Source organism: Haliea atlantica (genome assembly GCF_054779855.1).
In genome coordinates, this window is sequence record NZ_BAAGXL010000003.1 from 744323 (window position 1) to 762243 (window position 17921).

The following is a 17921-nucleotide window of genomic DNA, read 5'->3' on the forward strand; positions in this document are numbered from 1 at the left end:
ACCGCTGCGGGTGAGCGGGGAATCCTGTACAATAAGCGGCTGACCGGCCGGCGCCCTACCCTGCCGCACCGGACCTGCAGACTGTTCAAGATCGAGTGACGCATGGCTGTATCCATCAAGACCAGTGAAGAACTGGAAAAAATGCGCGTGGCCGGCCGCCTCGCCGCGGAAGTGCTGGAGATGATCGAGCCGCATGTGCAGCCCGGCATCACCACCGGCGAGCTGGACCGCATCTGCCACGACTACATCACTGGCGTCCAGGACGCCATCCCGGCGCCCCTCAACTACCACGGGTTTCCACGCTCCATCTGCACCTCTGTCAACGAGGTGGTCTGCCACGGCATTCCCTCGGACACCCGCAAGCTGAAAAACGGCGACATCATCAATATCGACGTGACGGTCATCAAGGACGGTTACCACGGCGACACCAGCATCATGGTCGGCGTGGGCAAGATTCCGCCCCACGCCGAGCGCCTGATCCGGGTCACCCGGGAGTGCCTGTACCGGGCCCTCGACATCGTGCGCCCCGGCACCACCCTGGGGGATATCGGCCACGTGATTCAGGAACACGCGGAAAAACACTACTACTCGGTGGTGCGCGAATACTGCGGGCACGGCATCGGTCGGGTCTTCCACGAAGACCCCCAGATCCTCCACTACGGGCGTCCCGGCGAGGGCCTGGTGCTCGAAGAGGGCATGACCTTCACCATCGAGCCGATGATCAATGCCGGCCGCCGTCACACCAAACTGAACGCCCACGACGGCTGGACCGTGACCACCCGCGACGGGCGCCTGTCCGCCCAGTGGGAGCACACCCTGGCTGTCACGGCGGACGGCTGCGAGATCTTCACCCGGCGCAGCAAGGAAACGCCCCCCGCATGAAGGCGACGGCGGCCTCCGCGGCACCCGATTTCCTGCTCGACCCGGCGCGCCTGGCCGACCGGCTGCGCCACGGCGACTGCCTGGCAACCGGAAAGCAGGTGCTGCAAGAGGCCCGGGTCTGGCTGGATCAGGCCTTTCGCGACGGCGAGCGGGTGGGCCACCTGCTGCATTTGCGCGCCCGTTTCATGGACACCCTGCTCGGCGCCCTCTGGGACACCCGCGAGTGGGGTCCGGCGGAGCCGGCCCTGGTCGCTGTCGGTGGCTACGGGCGCGGTGAACTCCACCCGCATTCCGACGTGGACATCCTGGTACTGCTGCACCACGACAGCGAAGGCAGCCACCCGCCTTTGGAGCAGTTCCTTACCCAGCTCTGGGACATCGGCCTCAAGGTCGGGCACAGCGTGCGCACCGTCGACGACTGCTGCCGCAAGGCCCGCGGCGATATCACCGTGCTCACCAACCTGATGGAGAGCCGGGTCATCCGCGGCCCCGAGGCCTTGATGCAGGCGGTGCGGGAGCAGACCGGCCCGGCGCACATGTGGCCCAGCGCCGACTTCTTCAAGGCCAAGCTGGAAGAACAGCGCAGCCGTCACGCCAAGTACGCTGACACCGAGTACAACCTGGAGCCCAACATCAAGACCTCCCCCGGGGGCTTGCGCGACCTGCAGATCATCGCCTGGATCGCCGAGCGTCACTTCGGCGTGCGCGCCCTGGAGGAGATGGATACCGGCGAGTTCCTGACCCCCGAGGAGCGCCAGATGCTGCTGCGCGGCCGGGAGTTCATGTGGCGGGTGCGCTACGCCCTGCACATGATCGCAGGCCGCGAAGAGGACCGCCTGCTGTTCGACCACCAGCGCGAGCTGGCGGAGCTGTGGGGCTTCGAGGACGGCCAGCGCCTGGCGGTGGAGCAGTTCATGCAGACCTATTACCGCTGGGCCCTGCAGCTGAGCGAGCTGAACGAACTGCTGATCCGCAATTTCGACCAAGTCATCCTGCGCGCCGGCACGGTCGACGACATTCAGGTGCTCAACCAGGACTTCCAGGTGCGCAACGGCTATATCGAGGCCCTGCGCGACGACCTGTTCAGCAGCCGCCCCGGCGCGCTGCTGGAGGTCTTTGCACTGGCCGGTCAGAGTCCCGACATCAAGGGCATCGGCACCGCCACCATCCGGCTGATCCGCGCCCATCGCCACCTGATCAACAACAGCTTCCGGGAAGACCCGGCCAATCACGCCACGTTTCTGGCCATCCTGCGGGCCCCGCACCAGGTCACCCGCAACCTGCGCAACATGACCCGCTACGGGGTACTGGGCAACTACATCCCCGCTTTCGGACAGATCGTCGGCCAGATGCAGCACGACCTCTTCCACGCCTACACCGTGGACGCCCACACCCTGGAAGTCATCCAGCACATGCGCTTCTTCATGAAGCCCGAGTACGACGAACGCTTCCCGGTATCCAGTCGCGTGGCGCGGCGTCTGCCGCGCATCGAGCTGCTTTACCTGGCGGGTCTGTTCCACGACATCGGCAAGGGCCGCGGCGGCGACCACTCGGAGCTCGGCGCCGAGGATGCCAGGGCCTTCTGTGAAAGCCACGGCCTGTCCGAGCGCGACAGCGAGCTGGTCACCTGGCTGGTGCGCAACCACCTGTTGATGTCCGCGGTCTCCCAGCGCAAGGACATCTCCGACCCCGAGGTGATCCAGCAGTTTGCCCGCCACGTCGGCGACCAGACCCGGCTGGACTACCTGTACACCCTCACCGTGGCCGACATCAACGGCACCAACCCCAACCTGTGGAACGCCTGGCGCAGCAGCCTCCTGCGCCAGCTCTACACCGGCACCAAGCGCGCCCTGCGCCGCGGACTGGAAAACCCGGTGGACAAGCAGGCCTGGGTGGAGGACGCCCGGCGCGCCGCGATCGACCTGCTGGAGTACCGCGGCTTCACCGCGGAAGAGCTGGAAGACCTGTGGCGCGAGCGCAGCGAAGACTACTTTCTGCGCGAGCGGGTGGAGGATATCGCCTGGCACACCGAGGCCATTGCCAACCACGTTGACCGCAGCCAGCCCCTGGTGGTGATTCGCAACAGCACCGACTCCAGCGTCGCCAACACCACCCAGATCTTCATTCACGCGCCGACCCACGCCCAGCTCTTCTCCCGCGTCTGCACCGAACTGGAACAGCTCGACCTGAGCATCAACGATGCCCGCATCTACAGCGCCAGCGGCGGCATGAGCCTGGACACCTTCTCGGTACTCAATTCCGACGGCAGCTCCATCGCCGAGGATGGCGCCCGCCTGCGGCATATCCGCGAGCACCTCGGCCAGGCACTGGCCGGCGACATGAATGACCGCGCCTGCGTGCGCCGTATCACCCCGCGGCAGATGAAGTCCTTCTCGATTCCCACGGAAACCGCGATGTTCGTGGACGAAATCAAGCACATGAGCGTGCTCGAGGTCGCCTCCCCGGACCGCCCCGGCCTGCTGGCCATGATCGGGCGCATCTTCGTGGACTTCGGCGTGGTCCTCCAGGCCGCGAAGATCCAGACCCTCGGGGAGCGGGTGGAGGACGTTTTCTTCATCACCGATGACGAGCAGCAGCCCCTGACCGACCCGGCCCTCTGCGAGGCCATCCAGGCCGAGATTCGCCGGCAACTGGACGCACAAGTGGAACAGACCTGACGCAATGAACCCCCGACTGGATTCCCTGCACCCCTACCCCTTTGAAAAACTGGCACAGCTCTTCGAGGGCCTGAAAGCACCGGCGGACAAGGCGCACATCGCCCTGTCCATCGGCGAGCCGCGCCACCCGGCACCGGCTTTCGTGCTCGAGGAGCTGGCGCGCCAGCTGCCGCTGCTCTCGCGCTACCCCGCGACTCGCGGCGAAGCCTTCCTGCGCGAGGGCATCGCCGGGTGGCTGCAGCGGCGCTTCGGCCTCGACAATGTCGACGCCGGGCGCCAGGTACTGCCGGTCAACGGCACCCGCGAGGCCCTGTTCGCCTTTGCCCAGGCCGTGGTGGACCCGGTGCCCGGAGCGCTGGTCCTCAGCCCGAACCCCTTCTACCAGATCTACGAGGGCGCGGCACTGCTGGCGGGAGCCACCCCCGGTTTCATCAACGCCACCGCCGACACCGGCTTCCTGCCGGATTTCGACAGCGTTACCGCGGACCAGTGGCAGCGCTGCCAACTGCTCTATCTCTGCAGCCCCGGCAACCCCAGCGGCGCGGTACTGCCCCTGGCGCGCCTGCAGCAGTTAATTGAACTGGCGCAGCGTCACGACTTCGTCATCGCCAGTGACGAGTGCTACTCGGAAATCTATGGCGATGAGCAGGCGCCGCCCCCCGGCCTGCTGCAGGCCTGCGCGGCCATGGGCAATACCGATTTTCGGCGCTGCGTGGTCTTCCACAGCCTGTCCAAGCGCTCCAACCTGCCGGGCCTGCGCTCGGGCTTTGTCGCCGGCGACGCCGACGTGCTGGCGCAATTCCTGCGCTACCGCACCTATCACGGCTGCGCCATGCCCCTGCACCACCAGCACGCCAGTGCCGCGGCCTGGGCAGATGAAAGCCACGTTCGCGCCAACCGCGACGCCTACCGCGAGAAATTCCGCACGGTACTGGAGATTCTCGGCGACTGCCTGGAGGTCGAGGCCCCGGATGCCGGTTTCTACCTCTGGCCGCGCACGCCGATTGCCGACACCGACTTTGCCCGGGAGCTGTTTGCCCGCGAGCACGTCACCGTGCTGCCGGGCCGCTACCTGGCGCGGGAGCAGGCCGGGCTCAACCCCGGGGAACAGCGGGTGCGCATGGCCCTGGTGGCCACCCTCGAGGAATGCGTGGAGGCCGCCCACCGAATTCGTCGCTGCGTGGAGAGCCTGTAAACGTGCTCAGCAAGCCCGAACGGGTCGCCTTCATCCAGCGGCGGCTGAACGAACTCTACCCGGAAACGCCGATCCCCCTGGATCACCGGGACCCCTATACCCTGCTGGTGGCGGTCCTGCTCAGCGCCCAGTGCACCGACGAACGGGTCAACCAGGTCACCCCGGCGCTGTTCGCCCGCGCCGACAATCCCCGGGACATGGCCCAGGTGCCGGTGGAGGAGATTCGCCAGATCATCCGCCCCTGTGGCCTGTCGCCGCAGAAATCGGCGGCCATCAAGCTGCTCAGCGAAATGCTCATGGAAGAGCACGCTGGCGAGGTGCCCGCGGACATGGAGGCCCTGGAGCGGCTGCCCGGTGTCGGCCACAAGACCGCCAGCGTGGTGATGTCCCAGGCCTTCGGCGTGCCCGCCTTCCCGGTGGACACCCACATCCACCGCCTGGCCCAGCGCTGGGGGCTGACCAGCGGCAAAAGCGTGGTGCAGACCGAACGTGACCTCAAGCGCCTGTTCCCGCGGGACGCCTGGAACCGCCTGCACTTGCAGATCATCTACTATGGCCGGGAATTCTGCAGCGCCCGGGGCTGTGACGGCCGGGTCTGCGAGATCTGCCGCACCTGCTACCCGGAGCGCAAGCATCCGAAGAAGATCCGCAAGGCCTGATTTGCTATCCTTGCCGCCCGCCGGAGCAAACGGAGAGCCGACGCGTGATTACCCTCTACGGCATCAAGAACTGCGACACCGTGAAAAAAGCCCGTCGCTGGCTGGAACAGCATGACATCGAATACCAGTTCCACGACCTGCGCGAGGACGGCCTGAGTGCGGCCCAGATCGACGCCTGGCTCGAGGAGCTGGGCTGGGAGCAGCTGGTCAACCGGCGCAGCACCAGCTGGAAAGCCCTGCCCGCCGAGGTCCGCGACAGCATGAACAATGAGGCGGCGCGATCGGCCATTCTCGAGCAGCCGACGCTGATCAAGCGGCCCCTGCTGGACATCGGTCACGAACGCCACTGCGGCTTCAAGGCCGACCACTACGCCAGCCTGTTCCAGCGCCACACCCTTTGAACCACCGCCGCCCGCGGGCGGCTCGACCAGGAAAGCACAGCATGAGCAACAGCGCATACGCCTTCGGCCTTGGCCTGGGTACCCACAACAGCCAGGGCGACTGGCTGGAAGTCTTCTTCCCCAATCCGGTCCTTGCCCCCAGCGCCGAGCTGGTAGCGGCGATCGGCGAGATCGACAACCAGGCCACCCTGAGCCGCGAGCAACTGAACGTCCTGGAAAAAGCCCTGGCGGCTGCCGGCGAGACCCTGCAGGCGCAGCTGGCGGCACAGCTGGCTACCAGCCAGGCACCGGCAGTGGCCGTATTGCTGCGCGAGGACAGCGCGCCGGCCAGCGTGCCCGAAGGCTACCTCAAACTGCAGCTGATCTCCCATCGCCTGGTGAAGCCCCACGGCACCAACCTGCAGGGCCTGTTCGGGGTCCTGCCCAACGTTGCCTGGACCAGCGAAGGCGCGATCGCCATCGACGAACTGCCCGCGCGCCAGCTGGCCGCCCGCCTGCGCGGCGAAACCCTGGAAGTCTCCAGCGTCGACAAGTTCCCCAAGATGACCAACTACGTGGTACCCACCGGCGTGCGTATCGCCCACACCGCGCGGGTACGCCTGGGTGCCTACCTCGGCGAGGGCACTACGGTGATGCACGAGGGCTTCGTCAACTTCAACGCCGGCACCGACGGCCCGGGCATGATCGAGGGCCGCATTTCGGCCGGCGTCACCGTGGGCAGCGGCTCGGACCTGGGGGGCGGCTGCTCCACCATGGGCACCCTCTCCGGCGGCGGTAACATCGTCATCGCCGTGGGCAAGGAGTGCCTGATCGGTGCCAACGCCGGCATCGGCATTCCGCTGGGCGACCGCTGCACGGTCGAGGCCGGCCTGTTTGTCACCGCGGGCACCCGGGTCACCGTGCTGGACAACGAGGGGCAGCCCCAGGAAACCGTCAAGGCCCGCGATCTCGCCGGCAAGTCGGACCTGCTGTTCCGCCGCAACTCCAGCAGCGGTGCCGTGGAGTGCCTGACCAATCGCTCGGCGATCGAGCTGAACAACGAACTGCACGCCCACAACTGACCCGGAGCGCCCCGTGGACGATACCCTGGACCTCTGTCGCGAACTGATCCGGCGCGCCTCGGTGACACCCGAGGATGCCGGCTGCCAGGCGCTGATGATGCAACGCCTGGCGGCAATCGGTTTTGTCTGCACGCCGCTGCCCTTCGGCGAGGTAGAGAACTTCTGGGCCGTGCGCGGGGACAGCGGCCCGCTGCTGGTCTTCGCCGGTCACACCGACGTGGTACCCACCGGCCCCCTGGAGGCCTGGGACTCGCCGCCCTTTGAACCGACCCTGCGCGAGGGCTACCTCTACGGGCGCGGCGCCGCGGACATGAAGGGCAGCCTGGCGGCGATGATCACCGCCTGCGAAGCCTTTGTCGCCGCCAACCCGGACCACAGCGGGCGCATCGGCTTCCTGATCACCTCGGATGAGGAAGGCCCGGCCAAGGACGGTACCGTGCGCGTGGTGGAGTACCTGCAGCAGCAGGGCGAACAGATCGACTGGTGCCTGGTGGGAGAGCCCTCCAGCACGCAGCAGCTGGGGGATGTGGTCAAGAACGGCCGGCGCGGCTCACTCGGGGCCACCCTGACCGTGCGCGGGGTGCAGGGGCATATCGCCTACCCCCACCTCGCGGACAATCCGATTCACCGTGCCCTGCCGGCCCTGCACGCCCTGACCAGCCAGGTCTGGGACCGGGGCAATGCCTTCTTCCCGCCCACCAGCCTGCAGATCTCCAACATCCAGGGCGGCACCGGCGCCACCAACGTGATCCCCGGGGAGCTGACGGTGGTGTTCAACTTCCGCTTTTCCACCGAGGTCACCGCGGCCCGACTGCGGGAGCGCACCGAGGCCATCCTCGACGCCCACGGCCTGGACTATACGATCGACTGGCAGCTCAGCGGAGAACCCTTCCTCACCGCCGCCGGGAACCTGGTGGAGGCCGCGGTGGCCAGCATCCGGGCGGAGACTGGCCTGGAGACCGAGTTGTCGACAGCGGGGGGCACCTCGGATGGGCGCTTCATCGCCCCGACCGGGGCCCAGGTGCTGGAACTGGGGCCGGTCAATGCCACCATCCACAAGCGCAACGAATGCGTGCTGGCGGACGACCTGCCGCGACTGTCGCGCATCTATCGGGGCCTGCTAGAACACCTGCTGCTGGATTGAGGCGGCCAGGGTCTCGACGGCACCGCCCAGCATTTCCCGGTTGACCGCGCCGGGGACCACGACCACCGGCGCTCCCGGCTGCTCCAGTGCCGCCAGGCTCGCCGCCACCACCTCGGCTGGCTGCATCCACAGCGTTTCCGGCAAGCGCGACTTGTCGAAGCCGGCCATGTCCGGCTGACCGTGTATCTCGGTGTGGGTGAGGCCGGGACAGAGGCACTGGACCGCGATACCGTCCTCCGCGACCTCCGCCTGCAGGGACTGGGAGAACTGCAGCAGGAAAGCCTTGGCAGCGCCGTAGACCGCGGTGCTCGGCATGTTGATCAGGGCGCCCACGGAACCCAGGTTGATGATCCGCCCACCGCCCGCCTCGCGCATGAACGGCAGTGCCGCGTGGCTCAACTCCAGGCTGGCATCCAGGTGCAAGCGCAGCAGGGCCAGCTCGCGATCGATGTCGCTCTCGGCAAAGGGCCCGAAGGTGGAAAAACCGGCATTGTTGACCAGGGTATCCACCGGCCCCTGCTGACGCAGGGCCTCCAGCACGCGGGTCACCCCCTCCACGGTGGTCAGGTCTGCCACCAGCGGCACCAGTTCGGTCTCGCTGGCCAGCTCCGCCGCCAGGGCCTCGAGGCGGCCGGCGCGACGGGCCACGGCAATGATCTTCTCGCAGCGGGGCGCAAGCTGGTGACAGAAGGCCTCGCCAATACCGGCGCTGGCGCCGGTCACCAGGGCGATTCGGTAGGGTATGCTCATGCTTCGGTCTCCGGCCTGTCTCACGGGGTCAGGGAGCGTAACACATGCACATCAAAACGCACCGCCTTGCCGCGCAGGCTGTGGGAGGGCTCGCGGCCGTCTAGGAAGGGCGCCCGCAGGGGGCGCTTGACCACAACCCGCGCCACCGGCGACGCCAGGGCCCAGTCGAGAAGCCCCTCGCCCGCGTCCGCCGCGGCATCCCCCTCCAGCAGTTGCTGCAGGAGGGCCATTTCCTTGCGCACGGCCGCCGACTTGCGCCGCTCGGGAAACATCGGGTCGAGGTAGATGGCATCCAACTCGGCCAGGGCCGCCGGCGGCAGGCTGCGGGCGTCGCCCCGGTGCAGCTGCAGGCGCGCCACCAGGCCGCGCACCCAGGCGTCATCGGCGAGCGCGCCCTGTTCCAGGCCCGCCGCCAACAGGGCCGCGACCAGCGGCTCGCGCTCGGCCAGTAGCACCTCGCAGCCCAGGTCCGCCAGCACCGCTGCATCCCGCGCCAGACCCGCCGTGGCATCGAGTACCCGCATGGCCGGGCGCTTGCCGACACCCAGGGCCCGCCCCAGCAGTTCGTTCTGACCGCCGCGCCGACGGTGGCGCAGGGCCGGTGCCGAAAAATCCACGCACACCGGCCCGGAGGCCCGGGGGCCCGCGGGTTGCAGCGCCAGGCCGCCCGATCCGACCTGGAGCACGGCGAGCAGGCCGGTGGGAACGGGCTCACCCGGCGCCAGCAGGGGAAGGGACAGTCTGGCTGCCAGTTCGCCCGCGGACGCGTCTGCTGCGGCGTCGAGCGCCTGTACGGCAACTGCCCGGGACATCAGGCGCTGGCAGCAGAGGCGCCGCGATCGCCGGCGCGACGGGCCAGCTCATCGCAATTGGCGACAATCGCGTCGAGGTAGGGGTTGGGGCCACCGAAAAACACACTGGCGTAGTGATAGGAGCCCGCGAAATCCTGATCCAGGCGGGGCCCGGCCAGGTGATAGATAAAATCCGGGGTGCGCTGCAACAGGTCGTCCCGGGAGCGGTAGGGTCGCATCCCCGCGGGCGGCCGCGCGTCGCTGCCGGCCAGGCCGCTGGCTTCGAACTCGTCGTAGAGGTAGTAGTAGCAGCGATCGAGGTAATCCGGCTCCGCCATCTGCGCCAGCAGATCGGCGCTGCCCAGCAGCGCCCCGACCGCGCGCTCGCTTTCATCGGCGACCCGCAGGCTGGCCGGGGGCACCGCGCAATTGGTGAAGTGGATGAGGCGGGCACTCAGCGGGGCGAGATCGCCCAAGCCGATTGTCGGCAGCACCGCTCGAGCCAAGCGCGCACCGCGACTGACATGGCAGCGGGTGTAGGCCGCGCCCGTGGACACCCGGCGATCGCCGCGACGGCGCAGGTAGCCGGCATCGTGCAGGAAGGCCGCGGCCACCCCCGCCAGTGCCAGGCGCGGTCCGACAGAAAAATCGGGCCAGCGCAGCTCGCGCCCGGCGAGCAGGCGGGCGAAGGCCAGGGTGACATCGCGGACATGGCCGGCGTCGTGGTAACTCGCCTCGCAGCCCAGGTAATCCGGGTGCTCGCCCTGGTAGAGCGCATCGAACAGTTCACCCAGTACCCGCAGCACCGACCAGTCGACCCCGGGATAGCGCTCCACCAGGATAGCCTGTAGCGCGGAAACCAGGGCCCCGGTATCGGTCAGGTCGACGTAGCCGGTGACATCCCGGCGCCTTTCCCTGTTCTGGTACAAGCCTGTCACTCCTCCGCGCGGGATATCCGCGCCCTGCGCCGGTCCGACAACATCACCAGGACCTGGTCTCCGCGCATGCTATCACGCGGACTTCCCTCGCTGTCGGGACCTGTGTCACACATTGCGTGCTTGCCGGTGGTCACGGCGTCGGTCAGGAACTCCCGGTCCAGCCCCAGGCGCAAGGTCCTGCCACCCTGCAGGGTGATCGACAGCTCCAGGTTGTAGGCGTGTCGCGACAGGCCGTGCTTGTCGGTGATCAGGAAGCGCTGGGCGGCCCGGCGATCCCCGGGATCGGCGGAACCGGTCAGGCGGCAGTGCATGGACTCGATCACCTGCCCGGCCAACTGCACCCCGCGCAGGCGCTTGAGGCTGGCGTCCACCTCGCGCACAAAGGCCGGGGAGTAGACCAGCTCGCCCAGGGGCCCCGGCAGGCGGGTCTGAAAGTTGCCCACGAAGATCTGGCTGGGACGGGCCAGGTCCACCATCCGCGCCAGCTCGATGGTCACGTCACCGACAATGTAGCTGAGGACCGTGGGGTTGACCCCCTCCGCCTGGTAGAGCTCGTAGTGACTGCCGTTGTGAAAGGCGCTGCGGATGACCGGCACGGTGTGCCCGCTGGAAGCCGCCCTGGCGACCGCGTTGTCGGCGATCACCAGCAGCATGAAACAGAACAGGTCGCGGTTGGCCGCCGGCCCCAGGTCGCGGTTCCAGACGTAGTAGCCGTCACCGGTGGTGGTGCGGGCAAAGTTGACCACGATGCCACTGGCCTGCAACTTGTTGTAGGCGGAGTTGAGGGAATAGGACAGGCTGTTGAGCTGACTGGCCTGCTCGAAGGGGGTAAACAGGGAAAACTCGGCGATATCGAACAACAGGACGGAGCGGTCGGCGACAAAGCTGATACCGTAGCGCTTGATCAGCTGCTCCACCCCCGCCAGCACCGCGGGCTCCTCCGACAGCGGCGCGTCCAGCTTGATGAAACCCGGCGCCACATCCAGGCGCTCGGCCACCGCAAACAGCTCCTCGCGGGTCTTGCGCCGCTCGCCGGAGACCAGCTGGCGGACGAAGGCCTCGTTGTCGGCGCCCTCGCCCCCCTCGCGCCGGGCGCAGTAGTTGCCGAGAAAATAGTGCGGCACCATGATGACCAGTACGCCGCGCGAGTCGGCGCTCCAGCACAGCACGATGTTCTGGCCCAGGCGCCACTGTTTACGCAGGGCACCCTCCAAGGCCTTGAGATTGCCGCGCTGCACGATGCTTACGGCACTGTCATTCCGGGTCATCTTTACCTCGCCAGCGTCGAGCGTAGCCGCTAGCATTATAGGGGCCCGGAGTGGCGGGCACCATGGCGGGCCCGCGGGGGCAAGGGAGGAAACACATGCGCCGAATTCTGATCCTGGCCGGCATTCTGCTTGGCAGCGGCTGCCAACAGTACGATGTCACCGTCAACGAGCGCGTGGTGTATACCCCGCGACCGCTGCTGACGGAGATCCGCGCCAGGGACCCGGCCCTGCGTCGCTGCCTGCAGGACGCCATCGAGAGCCAGCGCATCAGCAGCGCCGCCGCCCTGGAGGTCCTGGATTGCCCCAGCGCGGGAGTCGCCTCCGTGCAGGGGCTGGGCCAGTTCCCGGGCCTGCGGCGGCTCAACCTGGCGCACAACGCGCTGCGCCAGATCGAAGAACTGGGGATGCTGGAATCACTGAGCGAGCTGTCTCTGGAGAACAACCGCGTCGAGGACGCCGCGCCACTCTACCCGCTGGAACAGCTGGCGGTGCTCGACCTGCGCGGCAACCCGGCGTTGCGCTGCCCCCCGACCGGGGCCCTGGCCGGGCTCGAGCGCCTCAGGCTGCCCCGCCACTGCGGGGGCTGAGGCGTATCAGTTGATATTGCCCTGGAGCAGGGACAGCAGCTCCCGCTCCTCGCGCTCCTGCAGGGCCGGTTCGGCCTGGGCTTCGAGACGGATGCTGACCTGCGACCCGCCCTCTTCGCGCAGCGACAGCAGCAGGTCGCGACCCAGCAAAGGGTCCTCGTCATCGCCGCCGAAGAGACTGGCAAACCAGCCGCTCTCTTCCTCGGCCTCGCTGCCGAGATAGCGAACATAGTAGCGGCCGGCGCTGCGGTCGCGGTCGGTAATCTCGAAGCGGGCATCCTCCAGGGCCTTGCCCACCGAGGCCCAGGCGCGATCAAAGGGCAGGCCCAGGTCGAGATAGCGGTCCCCGCCCGGGCCCTCGCGCAGGGCGATGCGCCCCTGGGAGCTCATCGCACGGTCGGCCATCATGGAGACGGGGGAGGAGTCGGCACTGTTCGCCACATACTGGGCCACCGAGCGCAGCATCTCGCCTTCCTGCCCCAGGTCGTTCGAGGTCGCCGGCCACTGTGAGGTGTCGCCAGCCTGGTGCATCTGCAGCACGTGGAGTTCACTGCTGCCCCGCTGTACCCCCTGCTCGATCCGGAAGCGGAAGCGCGAGGCCATCGGCTGCCCCTCCAGCTCGATCCAGCCGGTTTCGATCAGGCCGGCCTCGGCGTCGGCGCGAACCACGGCAATGCCCGCCGAGGCCAGGAAGGCGCGCACCTGGGGCCACAACTGCCCCGGGCCGATACTGACCAGGGCCCAGCTCTCCTCGCCGAGGGACTGGATCCGCACCGCATCCTGGGTCGCCGTGGCACTCAGGGGCGACGGCCGCGGCACCTCGAACTCGCCGGCGAGCCCGCTGCCCATGGCCACCTCGGGCACCGGGTAGGCCTGCTGCAACGCCTCCCGGCTCGTGTCCTCGGGCACCTCAAGCTCGGGCATCTCCCGCGCCTTGCGGTAGTCCTGTGAGGTATCGGGAAACAGGCCGTCATCGCCGAGCAGGTAACTGCAACCGGGGCTCGCCAGCAGGGCCGCCGTCACCAGCAGCAGTCGTGGAACCATCCTGGGGGTATTCATCAAATTCCGGCCGCCTCCATCGCTTCGAGCACCTGAGCGTGATAGCGCTCTTCCAGAGGCGTCAAGGGTAACCGAATACCGGACTCGATCAAGCCGCGCTGCTGCATGGCCCACTTTACCGGAATCGGATTGGCCTCGAGGAACAGCGCGCGATTGAGCGCCGCCAGCCGGTCGTTGATACGAGTGGCGCCGGCGCGATCGCCCGCCAGAGCCAGGCGGCAGAGCTCCGCCTCCTGGCGTGGAGCGATGTTGGCGGTCACCGAGATGTTGCCCTGACCGCCCTGCAGGATCAGCTCCATGGCCGTGGCATCGTCCCCCGAATAGAGCGCAAAGTCGTCGGGGCAGCGGGCCTTCAGATCAGCCACCCGGGACAGGTCGCCGGTGGCGTCCTTGAGACCGACCACATTGGGCAGCTCCGCCAGGCGCACCACCGTGTCATTGTCCATGTCCACGGCGGTGCGGCCGGGCACGTTGTAGAGAACCTGGGGAATATCCACCGCTTCGGCCACCGCGCGGAAGTGCTCGTAGAGGCCACGCTGGGAGGGGCGGTTGTAGTAGGGTGTCACCAGCAGACAGGCGTCTGCCCCGTTGGCGGCGGCGACCCGGGTCAGCTCGATGGCCTCGCGGGTGGAGTTGGCACCGGTGCCGGCGATCACCGGAATGCGGCCGTTGACCTGGCGCACGCAGTGGCGGATCACCTCGAGGTGTTCGGGGACACTGAGGGTGGCGCTCTCGCCGGTAGTGCCCACGGCGCCGATGGCGGCGGTGCCCGCGGCGATGTGCATGTCCAGGATCCGGTCCAGGCTGTCCCAGTCGAGACTGCCGTCGGGATGCATGGGCGTGACAAGCGCGACAATGCTGCCGGTGATCATAACTACTCCAGAGTAACGCTGGGCGGGGCGCCGCAGTGGCACCGTCGGGGAAACCGGCAATTATCCACGCCATGACCCGGAACACAACCACAGTGGCGTAAAATGAACCGCTGGCCGCTCCAGCAGTCTCAGGAGCTGCCGCGCGCCACCGGCGCAAGCGTGAATGGAAACAACAGGGAGGACAGGAACGATGATTACCGGCACGGCACAGACCTGGCTCGCACGCCTCGGCTGGATCCTTCTCGCCCTGACCCTGGCCTCGCCGGGCTGGGCACAGGAACCCCCGCAGATCGGCGAGCTCACCGCCCTCGACCGCCAGTTCATGCAGGCACAGCGGGAGAGCCTGGAAAGCCTGGCCCGGCGCCACCTCGGGACCGGCTTCAGCGGCGAGACCGACCGCGACCTGGACCTGCTGCAGCGCCTCCTCGACCGGGACCTGGTGAAGGCTGACCAGAAGCGCGAACTGCAGGCCATGGGCGTCATACTGGGGGAGCTGCTGGCGAAGGAGCTGGACATGCACTGGGTACTCTACGAGGATCCGGTGGGACGCAGCCGCGCCCTGCGCTACCGCGACAGCGATCTCTACCTGTTCCCGATGACCATGATCTCGCGCCGCCGGGAAGCCGGCGACCAGACACCGGTGGCGGTCATCTACGCCAGCGCCGTCGACGAGATCCGCAGCGAGCTGCCTCCCCTGCCCTTCCAGTGAACCGGCCCGGCGACGTACACTGGCTCCACAGGGGCCAGTGGCGACGGGGATGACGGGGAACGCACCCAGCTTTGCAATCGAGGCAGTTGCGGGGGAAGGCGAGGGCGCCATCGCCCTGCAGCTCGCCGGCGACTGGGTACAGGGCCAGACGGTCCCGGGTTTCGGCGCCCTGCGGGACCAGCTCGCGGGCCGCGAGCTCTCGCAGTTGCAGCTACAGGCTGATGACCTGGGCGACTGGGACTCCCTGCTGATGGCCTTTCTGCTGCAATGCCACAACTACTGCCGCGAGCGCGAGATCGATCTCGACACCCACGGCCTGCCGGCCAACGCGCGACAGCTGCTGGCGGTCGCGACCAGCGTTGCCCCGCACCAGCCTCCCGCCCGCCGCCAGCAGCACTGGTGGCAGGCCGGCAACCCCCTGCGGGTCCTGCGCGCGGTGCGCGGCGACCTGCGCGAATCCCTGGGCTTCTTCGGGGACATCTGCATCGGCCTGGCGCGCCTGTGCGCCGGCCGGGCCAATACCCGCTGGGCGGATTTCCGCCACTTCTGCTACCAGGCCGGCCCCAACGCCTTCGCCATCATCAGCCTGACCAGTGTCCTGGTGGGCATGATCCTGGCCTACCTGGGCGCGGTGCAGCTGCAGCAATTCGGCGCCGGGGTCTACGTGGCCGACCTGGTGGTGATCGGCATGCTGCGGGAAATGGGCGTGCTGATGACCGCCGTGGTCATGGCCGGCCGCACCGGCGCCGCCTACGCCGCGCAGCTGGGCACCATGCAAACCAACGACGAGATCGACGCCATCACCACCCTCGGGGTGTCGCCGGTGGAATTCCTGGTGCTGCCGCGCCTGCTGGCCCTGGTGGTGATGATGCCGCTGCTGGTGATCTATGCCAACCTGCTGGGCATGCTCGGCGGCGCCATCGTCTCGGGGGGCCTGGGCATTTCCATGCTGCAGTACATCAGCCAGGCGCAGGAGGCCATCGCCGTGTCCCACATTACCGTGGGGCTGGTGAAGTCGGTGATCTTCGCGGTGCTGATCGCCATCGCCGGCTGCCGCTCGGGCCTGTATTCCGGGCGCAGCTCGGCGGCCGTGGGCCAGGCGGCCACCGAGGCCGTGGTCACCGCACTGATCTACCTGATCGTGGCCGACGCGGCCATCAATATCTTCTTCCAGCACGTGGAGTTCTGGTGAGCGAGCCGGCCGTCATCGAAGTCCAGGGGCTGTGCATGGCCTTCGGCAGCAATGTCATCCAGCGCGACCTCGACTTCCGCGTCGAGCGGGGGGACATCTTCGTCATCATGGGTGGCTCCGGCTGTGGCAAGAGCACCCTGCTCCGGCACCTGCTGGGCCTGCTGCGCCCCGCCAGCGGCGACATCCTCTACAGCGGCGAGAGTTTTGTCCGGGCCAGCCAGGATCGGCGCGCGGCCATGCGTCGGCGCTGGGGTATTACCTACCAGTCCGGCGGCCTGTTCAGTGCCATGACCCTGGGGCAGAACATCGCCCTGCCCCTGCAGCTCTACACCCGTTACAGCGCGGGCGAGATCCGCGACATCGTCGACTACAAGCTGTCGCTGGTGGGCCTGGGCGGCTACCAGGACTATCTGCCGGCACAGATCAGCGGCGGCATGCGCAAGCGCGGCGCCCTGGCCCGGGCCATCGCCCTGGACCCGGAGATCCTGTTCTTCGACGAGCCTTCTGCGGGCCTGGACCCGATCAGCTCGCGCCTGCTGGATGAACTGATCCTGCAACTCAAGGAATCCCTCGGCGCCACCGTGGTCATGGTCACCCACGAGCTCGACAGCATCTTCGCCATCGCCACCAACTCGGTCTATCTGGATGCCGCCAGCCGCACCCGGATTGCCGGTGGCGACCCGCGCTGGCTCCGGGATCACAGCGAGCAGCCAGTCGTGCGACAATTCCTCTCACGCGAGCTGGCCCCTGCGGGAGACACCCACGGTGAATGAAGAGAATGCCCACAGCGTCGCCATCGGCGGCTTTATCGTCGGTGCCCTGCTGATCGCAGTGGTCACCCTGCTGTTTGTCCTCGGCTCGGGCCTGCCCGGTCAGCGGCAGCAGGTGGTGATGGTCTTCGACGGCTCGGTCAAGGGGCTGACCATCGGTGCCCCGGTGGCCCTGCGCGGCGTGGAGATCGGCGAGGTCACCGGTATCAACCTGGTACTCGACGAGGAGACCATGAAACTGATCATGGTGGTGGAGGCCAGTGTCTCCAGCGAGCGCATCCAGGGCATCGGTCTCGGCGGCGCCTCCAGCGAGCTGATCGACGAGTTGATCGCCCGCGGCCTGCGCGCCCAGCTCAACCTGCAAAGCCTGCTCACCGGGCTGCTCTATGTACAGCTGGATTTTCACCCGGACACGGCGGTGCAGCTTGCGGATATCGACAGCGACCGCCGCCAGATCCCCACCATCCCCACCGGCCTGGAGCGCTTCACGCGGCAGATCGAATCCCTGGATATCGCCGCCATGGCCAACGATGTGCAGGAAATCGCCCAGGGCCTGAAGGCCCTGGTGCAGCAGGAGGATGTGCATGCACTGCCCGGCGAGCTGCGCACCACGCTGGCCTCGCTGAAGCAGACCAGCGAGGCCCTGAACCACACCGTTCAGGCGGCCGGGCCGCAGCTGGACAGCCTGCTGGAAAACAGTGCCGGCCTGGTCGCCGACAGCCGCGCCGAATTGCCGCGCCTGTTCCAGCGCTTCGACGAGAGCCTGGGCAGCCTGGAACAGGCGGCGGGCGAATTCGGTCAGGCCATGCAGCAAATCGACGGCCTGGTGGGCGAGGATTCCGCCACCACCTGGCAGCTGAACCAGGCCCTGCGCGAGCTGACCCAGGCGGGGCGTGCCCTGCAGAGCCTGGCGCGCACCCTGGAAGAACAACCCGAGGCCCTGTTGCGGGGCAAGCAGGAGTAAG

At 67.8% G+C, this 17921-nt stretch carries 18 protein-coding genes; 12 read left to right on the forward strand and 6 right to left on the reverse strand.

All coding sequences use genetic code 11. The features are described 5' to 3' along the window. Window positions 1-102 precede the first annotated feature (102 nt). The 7 genes from map to dapE are packed head-to-tail and all read left to right on the forward strand — an operon-like array spanning window position 103 to window position 8020. Window positions 103-882 (forward strand): methionyl aminopeptidase, encoded by a 780-nt coding sequence (gene map / locus ACYVGS_RS03460; protein WP_460587239.1) that lies wholly within the window; start codon window positions 103-105, stop codon window positions 880-882. Continuing rightward, the gene (gene glnD, locus ACYVGS_RS03465) at window positions 879-3560 is read left to right on the forward strand and encodes a [protein-PII] uridylyltransferase (RefSeq protein ID WP_460587240.1); all 2682 of its coding nucleotides are present in this window, start codon (window positions 879-881) and stop codon (window positions 3558-3560) included. Before map ends, glnD begins: the two co-directional genes overlap by 4 nt. Window positions 3561-3564: 4 nt before the next feature. After that, complete coding sequence (gene dapC, locus ACYVGS_RS03470; protein WP_460587241.1) at window positions 3565-4755, forward strand: pyridoxal phosphate-dependent aminotransferase; 1191 nt, start codon at window positions 3565-3567, stop codon at window positions 4753-4755. Further along, complete coding sequence (gene nth, locus ACYVGS_RS03475; protein ID WP_460587242.1) at window positions 4707-5414, forward strand: endonuclease III; 708 nt, start codon at window positions 4707-4709, stop codon at window positions 5412-5414. The genes dapC and nth overlap by 49 nt, the downstream gene beginning before the upstream one ends. A 44-nt stretch (window positions 5415-5458) precedes the next feature. Then, complete coding sequence (locus ACYVGS_RS03480) at window positions 5459-5815, forward strand: arsenate reductase (RefSeq protein ID WP_460587243.1); 357 nt, start codon at window positions 5459-5461, stop codon at window positions 5813-5815. Window positions 5816-5856: 41 nt separating this feature from the next. Beyond that, complete coding sequence (dapD, locus tag ACYVGS_RS03485; protein WP_460587244.1) at window positions 5857-6876, forward strand: 2,3,4,5-tetrahydropyridine-2,6-dicarboxylate N-succinyltransferase; 1020 nt, start codon at window positions 5857-5859, stop codon at window positions 6874-6876. Window positions 6877-6889: 13 nt separating this feature from the next. Beyond that, complete coding sequence (gene dapE, locus ACYVGS_RS03490) at window positions 6890-8020, forward strand: succinyl-diaminopimelate desuccinylase (protein ID WP_460587245.1); 1131 nt, start codon at window positions 6890-6892, stop codon at window positions 8018-8020. On the opposite strand, the gene ACYVGS_RS03495 is transcribed toward dapE, so the two are convergent. The 4 genes from ACYVGS_RS03495 to ACYVGS_RS03510 are packed head-to-tail and all read right to left on the reverse strand — an operon-like array spanning window position 7997 to window position 11767. Further along, on the reverse strand, window positions 7997-8770 hold the full coding sequence (locus tag ACYVGS_RS03495; RefSeq protein ID WP_460587246.1) for an SDR family NAD(P)-dependent oxidoreductase: 774 nt from the start codon (window positions 8768-8770) through the stop codon (window positions 7997-7999). The two genes, dapE and ACYVGS_RS03495, sit on opposite strands and share 24 nt — an antisense overlap. Window positions 8771-8790: 20 nt before the next feature. Next, a complete protein-coding gene (locus tag ACYVGS_RS03500) occupies window positions 8791-9582 on the reverse strand; it encodes a class I SAM-dependent methyltransferase (protein WP_460587247.1) in 792 nt (263 codons plus the stop codon). Continuing rightward, window positions 9582-10490: a hypothetical protein gene (locus ACYVGS_RS03505; RefSeq protein WP_460587248.1), complete on the reverse strand. Its 909-nt coding sequence runs from the start codon at window positions 10488-10490 to the stop codon at window positions 9582-9584. The genes ACYVGS_RS03500 and ACYVGS_RS03505 overlap by 1 nt, the downstream gene beginning before the upstream one ends. Window positions 10491-10495: 5 nt before the next feature. Beyond that, the gene (locus ACYVGS_RS03510) at window positions 10496-11767 is read right to left on the reverse strand and encodes a hypothetical protein (protein WP_460587249.1); all 1272 of its coding nucleotides are present in this window, start codon (window positions 11765-11767) and stop codon (window positions 10496-10498) included. Window positions 11768-11862: 95 nt separating this feature from the next. Between ACYVGS_RS03510 and ACYVGS_RS03515 the strand changes: the two genes are divergently transcribed. After that, on the forward strand, window positions 11863-12354 hold the full coding sequence (locus ACYVGS_RS03515) for a hypothetical protein (protein ID WP_460587250.1): 492 nt from the start codon (window positions 11863-11865) through the stop codon (window positions 12352-12354). Window positions 12355-12360: 6 nt separating this feature from the next. Here ACYVGS_RS03515 and bamC read toward each other — a convergent pair whose 3' ends face one another. Both bamC and dapA read right to left on the reverse strand, forming a co-directional pair. Further along, on the reverse strand, window positions 12361-13413 hold the full coding sequence (gene bamC / locus ACYVGS_RS03520; RefSeq protein ID WP_460587251.1) for an outer membrane protein assembly factor BamC: 1053 nt from the start codon (window positions 13411-13413) through the stop codon (window positions 12361-12363). Further along, a complete protein-coding gene (gene dapA, locus ACYVGS_RS03525) occupies window positions 13413-14285 on the reverse strand; it encodes a 4-hydroxy-tetrahydrodipicolinate synthase family protein (RefSeq protein WP_460587252.1) in 873 nt (290 codons plus the stop codon). Before dapA ends, bamC begins: the two co-directional genes overlap by 1 nt. A 190-nt stretch (window positions 14286-14475) precedes the next feature. On the opposite strand from dapA, the gene ACYVGS_RS03530 reads away from it, so the two are divergent. Genes ACYVGS_RS03530 through ACYVGS_RS03545 form a run of 4 tightly spaced genes read left to right on the forward strand, consistent with a single transcriptional unit; the run spans window position 14476 to window position 17920 of the window. Next, window positions 14476-14994 (forward strand): DUF3806 domain-containing protein, encoded by a 519-nt coding sequence (locus tag ACYVGS_RS03530; RefSeq protein ID WP_460587253.1) that lies wholly within the window; start codon window positions 14476-14478, stop codon window positions 14992-14994. 49 nt (window positions 14995-15043) lie between these two features. After that, on the forward strand, window positions 15044-16186 hold the full coding sequence (locus ACYVGS_RS03535; RefSeq protein ID WP_460587254.1) for an MlaE family ABC transporter permease: 1143 nt from the start codon (window positions 15044-15046) through the stop codon (window positions 16184-16186). Then, the gene (locus ACYVGS_RS03540; protein WP_460587255.1) at window positions 16183-16959 is read left to right on the forward strand and encodes an ABC transporter ATP-binding protein; all 777 of its coding nucleotides are present in this window, start codon (window positions 16183-16185) and stop codon (window positions 16957-16959) included. The genes ACYVGS_RS03535 and ACYVGS_RS03540 overlap by 4 nt, the downstream gene beginning before the upstream one ends. Beyond that, window positions 16952-17920: an MlaD/PqiB family protein gene (locus ACYVGS_RS03545; protein ID WP_460587256.1), complete on the forward strand. Its 969-nt coding sequence runs from the start codon at window positions 16952-16954 to the stop codon at window positions 17918-17920. Before ACYVGS_RS03540 ends, ACYVGS_RS03545 begins: the two co-directional genes overlap by 8 nt. Window position 17921: the final 1 nt, after the last annotated feature.

Coding starts and splice junctions, on each gene's coding strand:
- map (WP_460587239.1), top strand. CDS start 103: ATGGCTGTATCCATCAAGACCAGTGAAGAACTGGAAAAAATGCGCGTG.
- glnD (WP_460587240.1), top strand. CDS start 879: ATGAAGGCGACGGCGGCCTCCGCGGCACCCGATTTCCTGCTCGACCCG.
- dapC (WP_460587241.1), top strand. CDS start 3,565: ATGAACCCCCGACTGGATTCCCTGCACCCCTACCCCTTTGAAAAACTG.
- nth (WP_460587242.1), top strand. CDS start 4,707: ATGCGTGGAGGCCGCCCACCGAATTCGTCGCTGCGTGGAGAGCCTGTA.
- dapD (WP_460587244.1), top strand. CDS start 5,857: ATGAGCAACAGCGCATACGCCTTCGGCCTTGGCCTGGGTACCCACAAC.
- ACYVGS_RS03495 (WP_460587246.1), bottom strand. CDS start 8,770: ATGAGCATACCCTACCGAATCGCCCTGGTGACCGGCGCCAGCGCCGGT.
- ACYVGS_RS03500 (WP_460587247.1), bottom strand. CDS start 9,582: ATGTCCCGGGCAGTTGCCGTACAGGCGCTCGACGCCGCAGCAGACGCG.
- ACYVGS_RS03510 (WP_460587249.1), bottom strand. CDS start 11,767: ATGACCCGGAATGACAGTGCCGTAAGCATCGTGCAGCGCGGCAATCTC.
- ACYVGS_RS03515 (WP_460587250.1), top strand. CDS start 11,863: ATGCGCCGAATTCTGATCCTGGCCGGCATTCTGCTTGGCAGCGGCTGC.
- bamC (WP_460587251.1), bottom strand. CDS start 13,413: ATGAATACCCCCAGGATGGTTCCACGACTGCTGCTGGTGACGGCGGCC.
- dapA (WP_460587252.1), bottom strand. CDS start 14,285: ATGATCACCGGCAGCATTGTCGCGCTTGTCACGCCCATGCATCCCGAC.
- ACYVGS_RS03530 (WP_460587253.1), top strand. CDS start 14,476: ATGATTACCGGCACGGCACAGACCTGGCTCGCACGCCTCGGCTGGATC.
- ACYVGS_RS03535 (WP_460587254.1), top strand. CDS start 15,044: ATGACGGGGAACGCACCCAGCTTTGCAATCGAGGCAGTTGCGGGGGAA.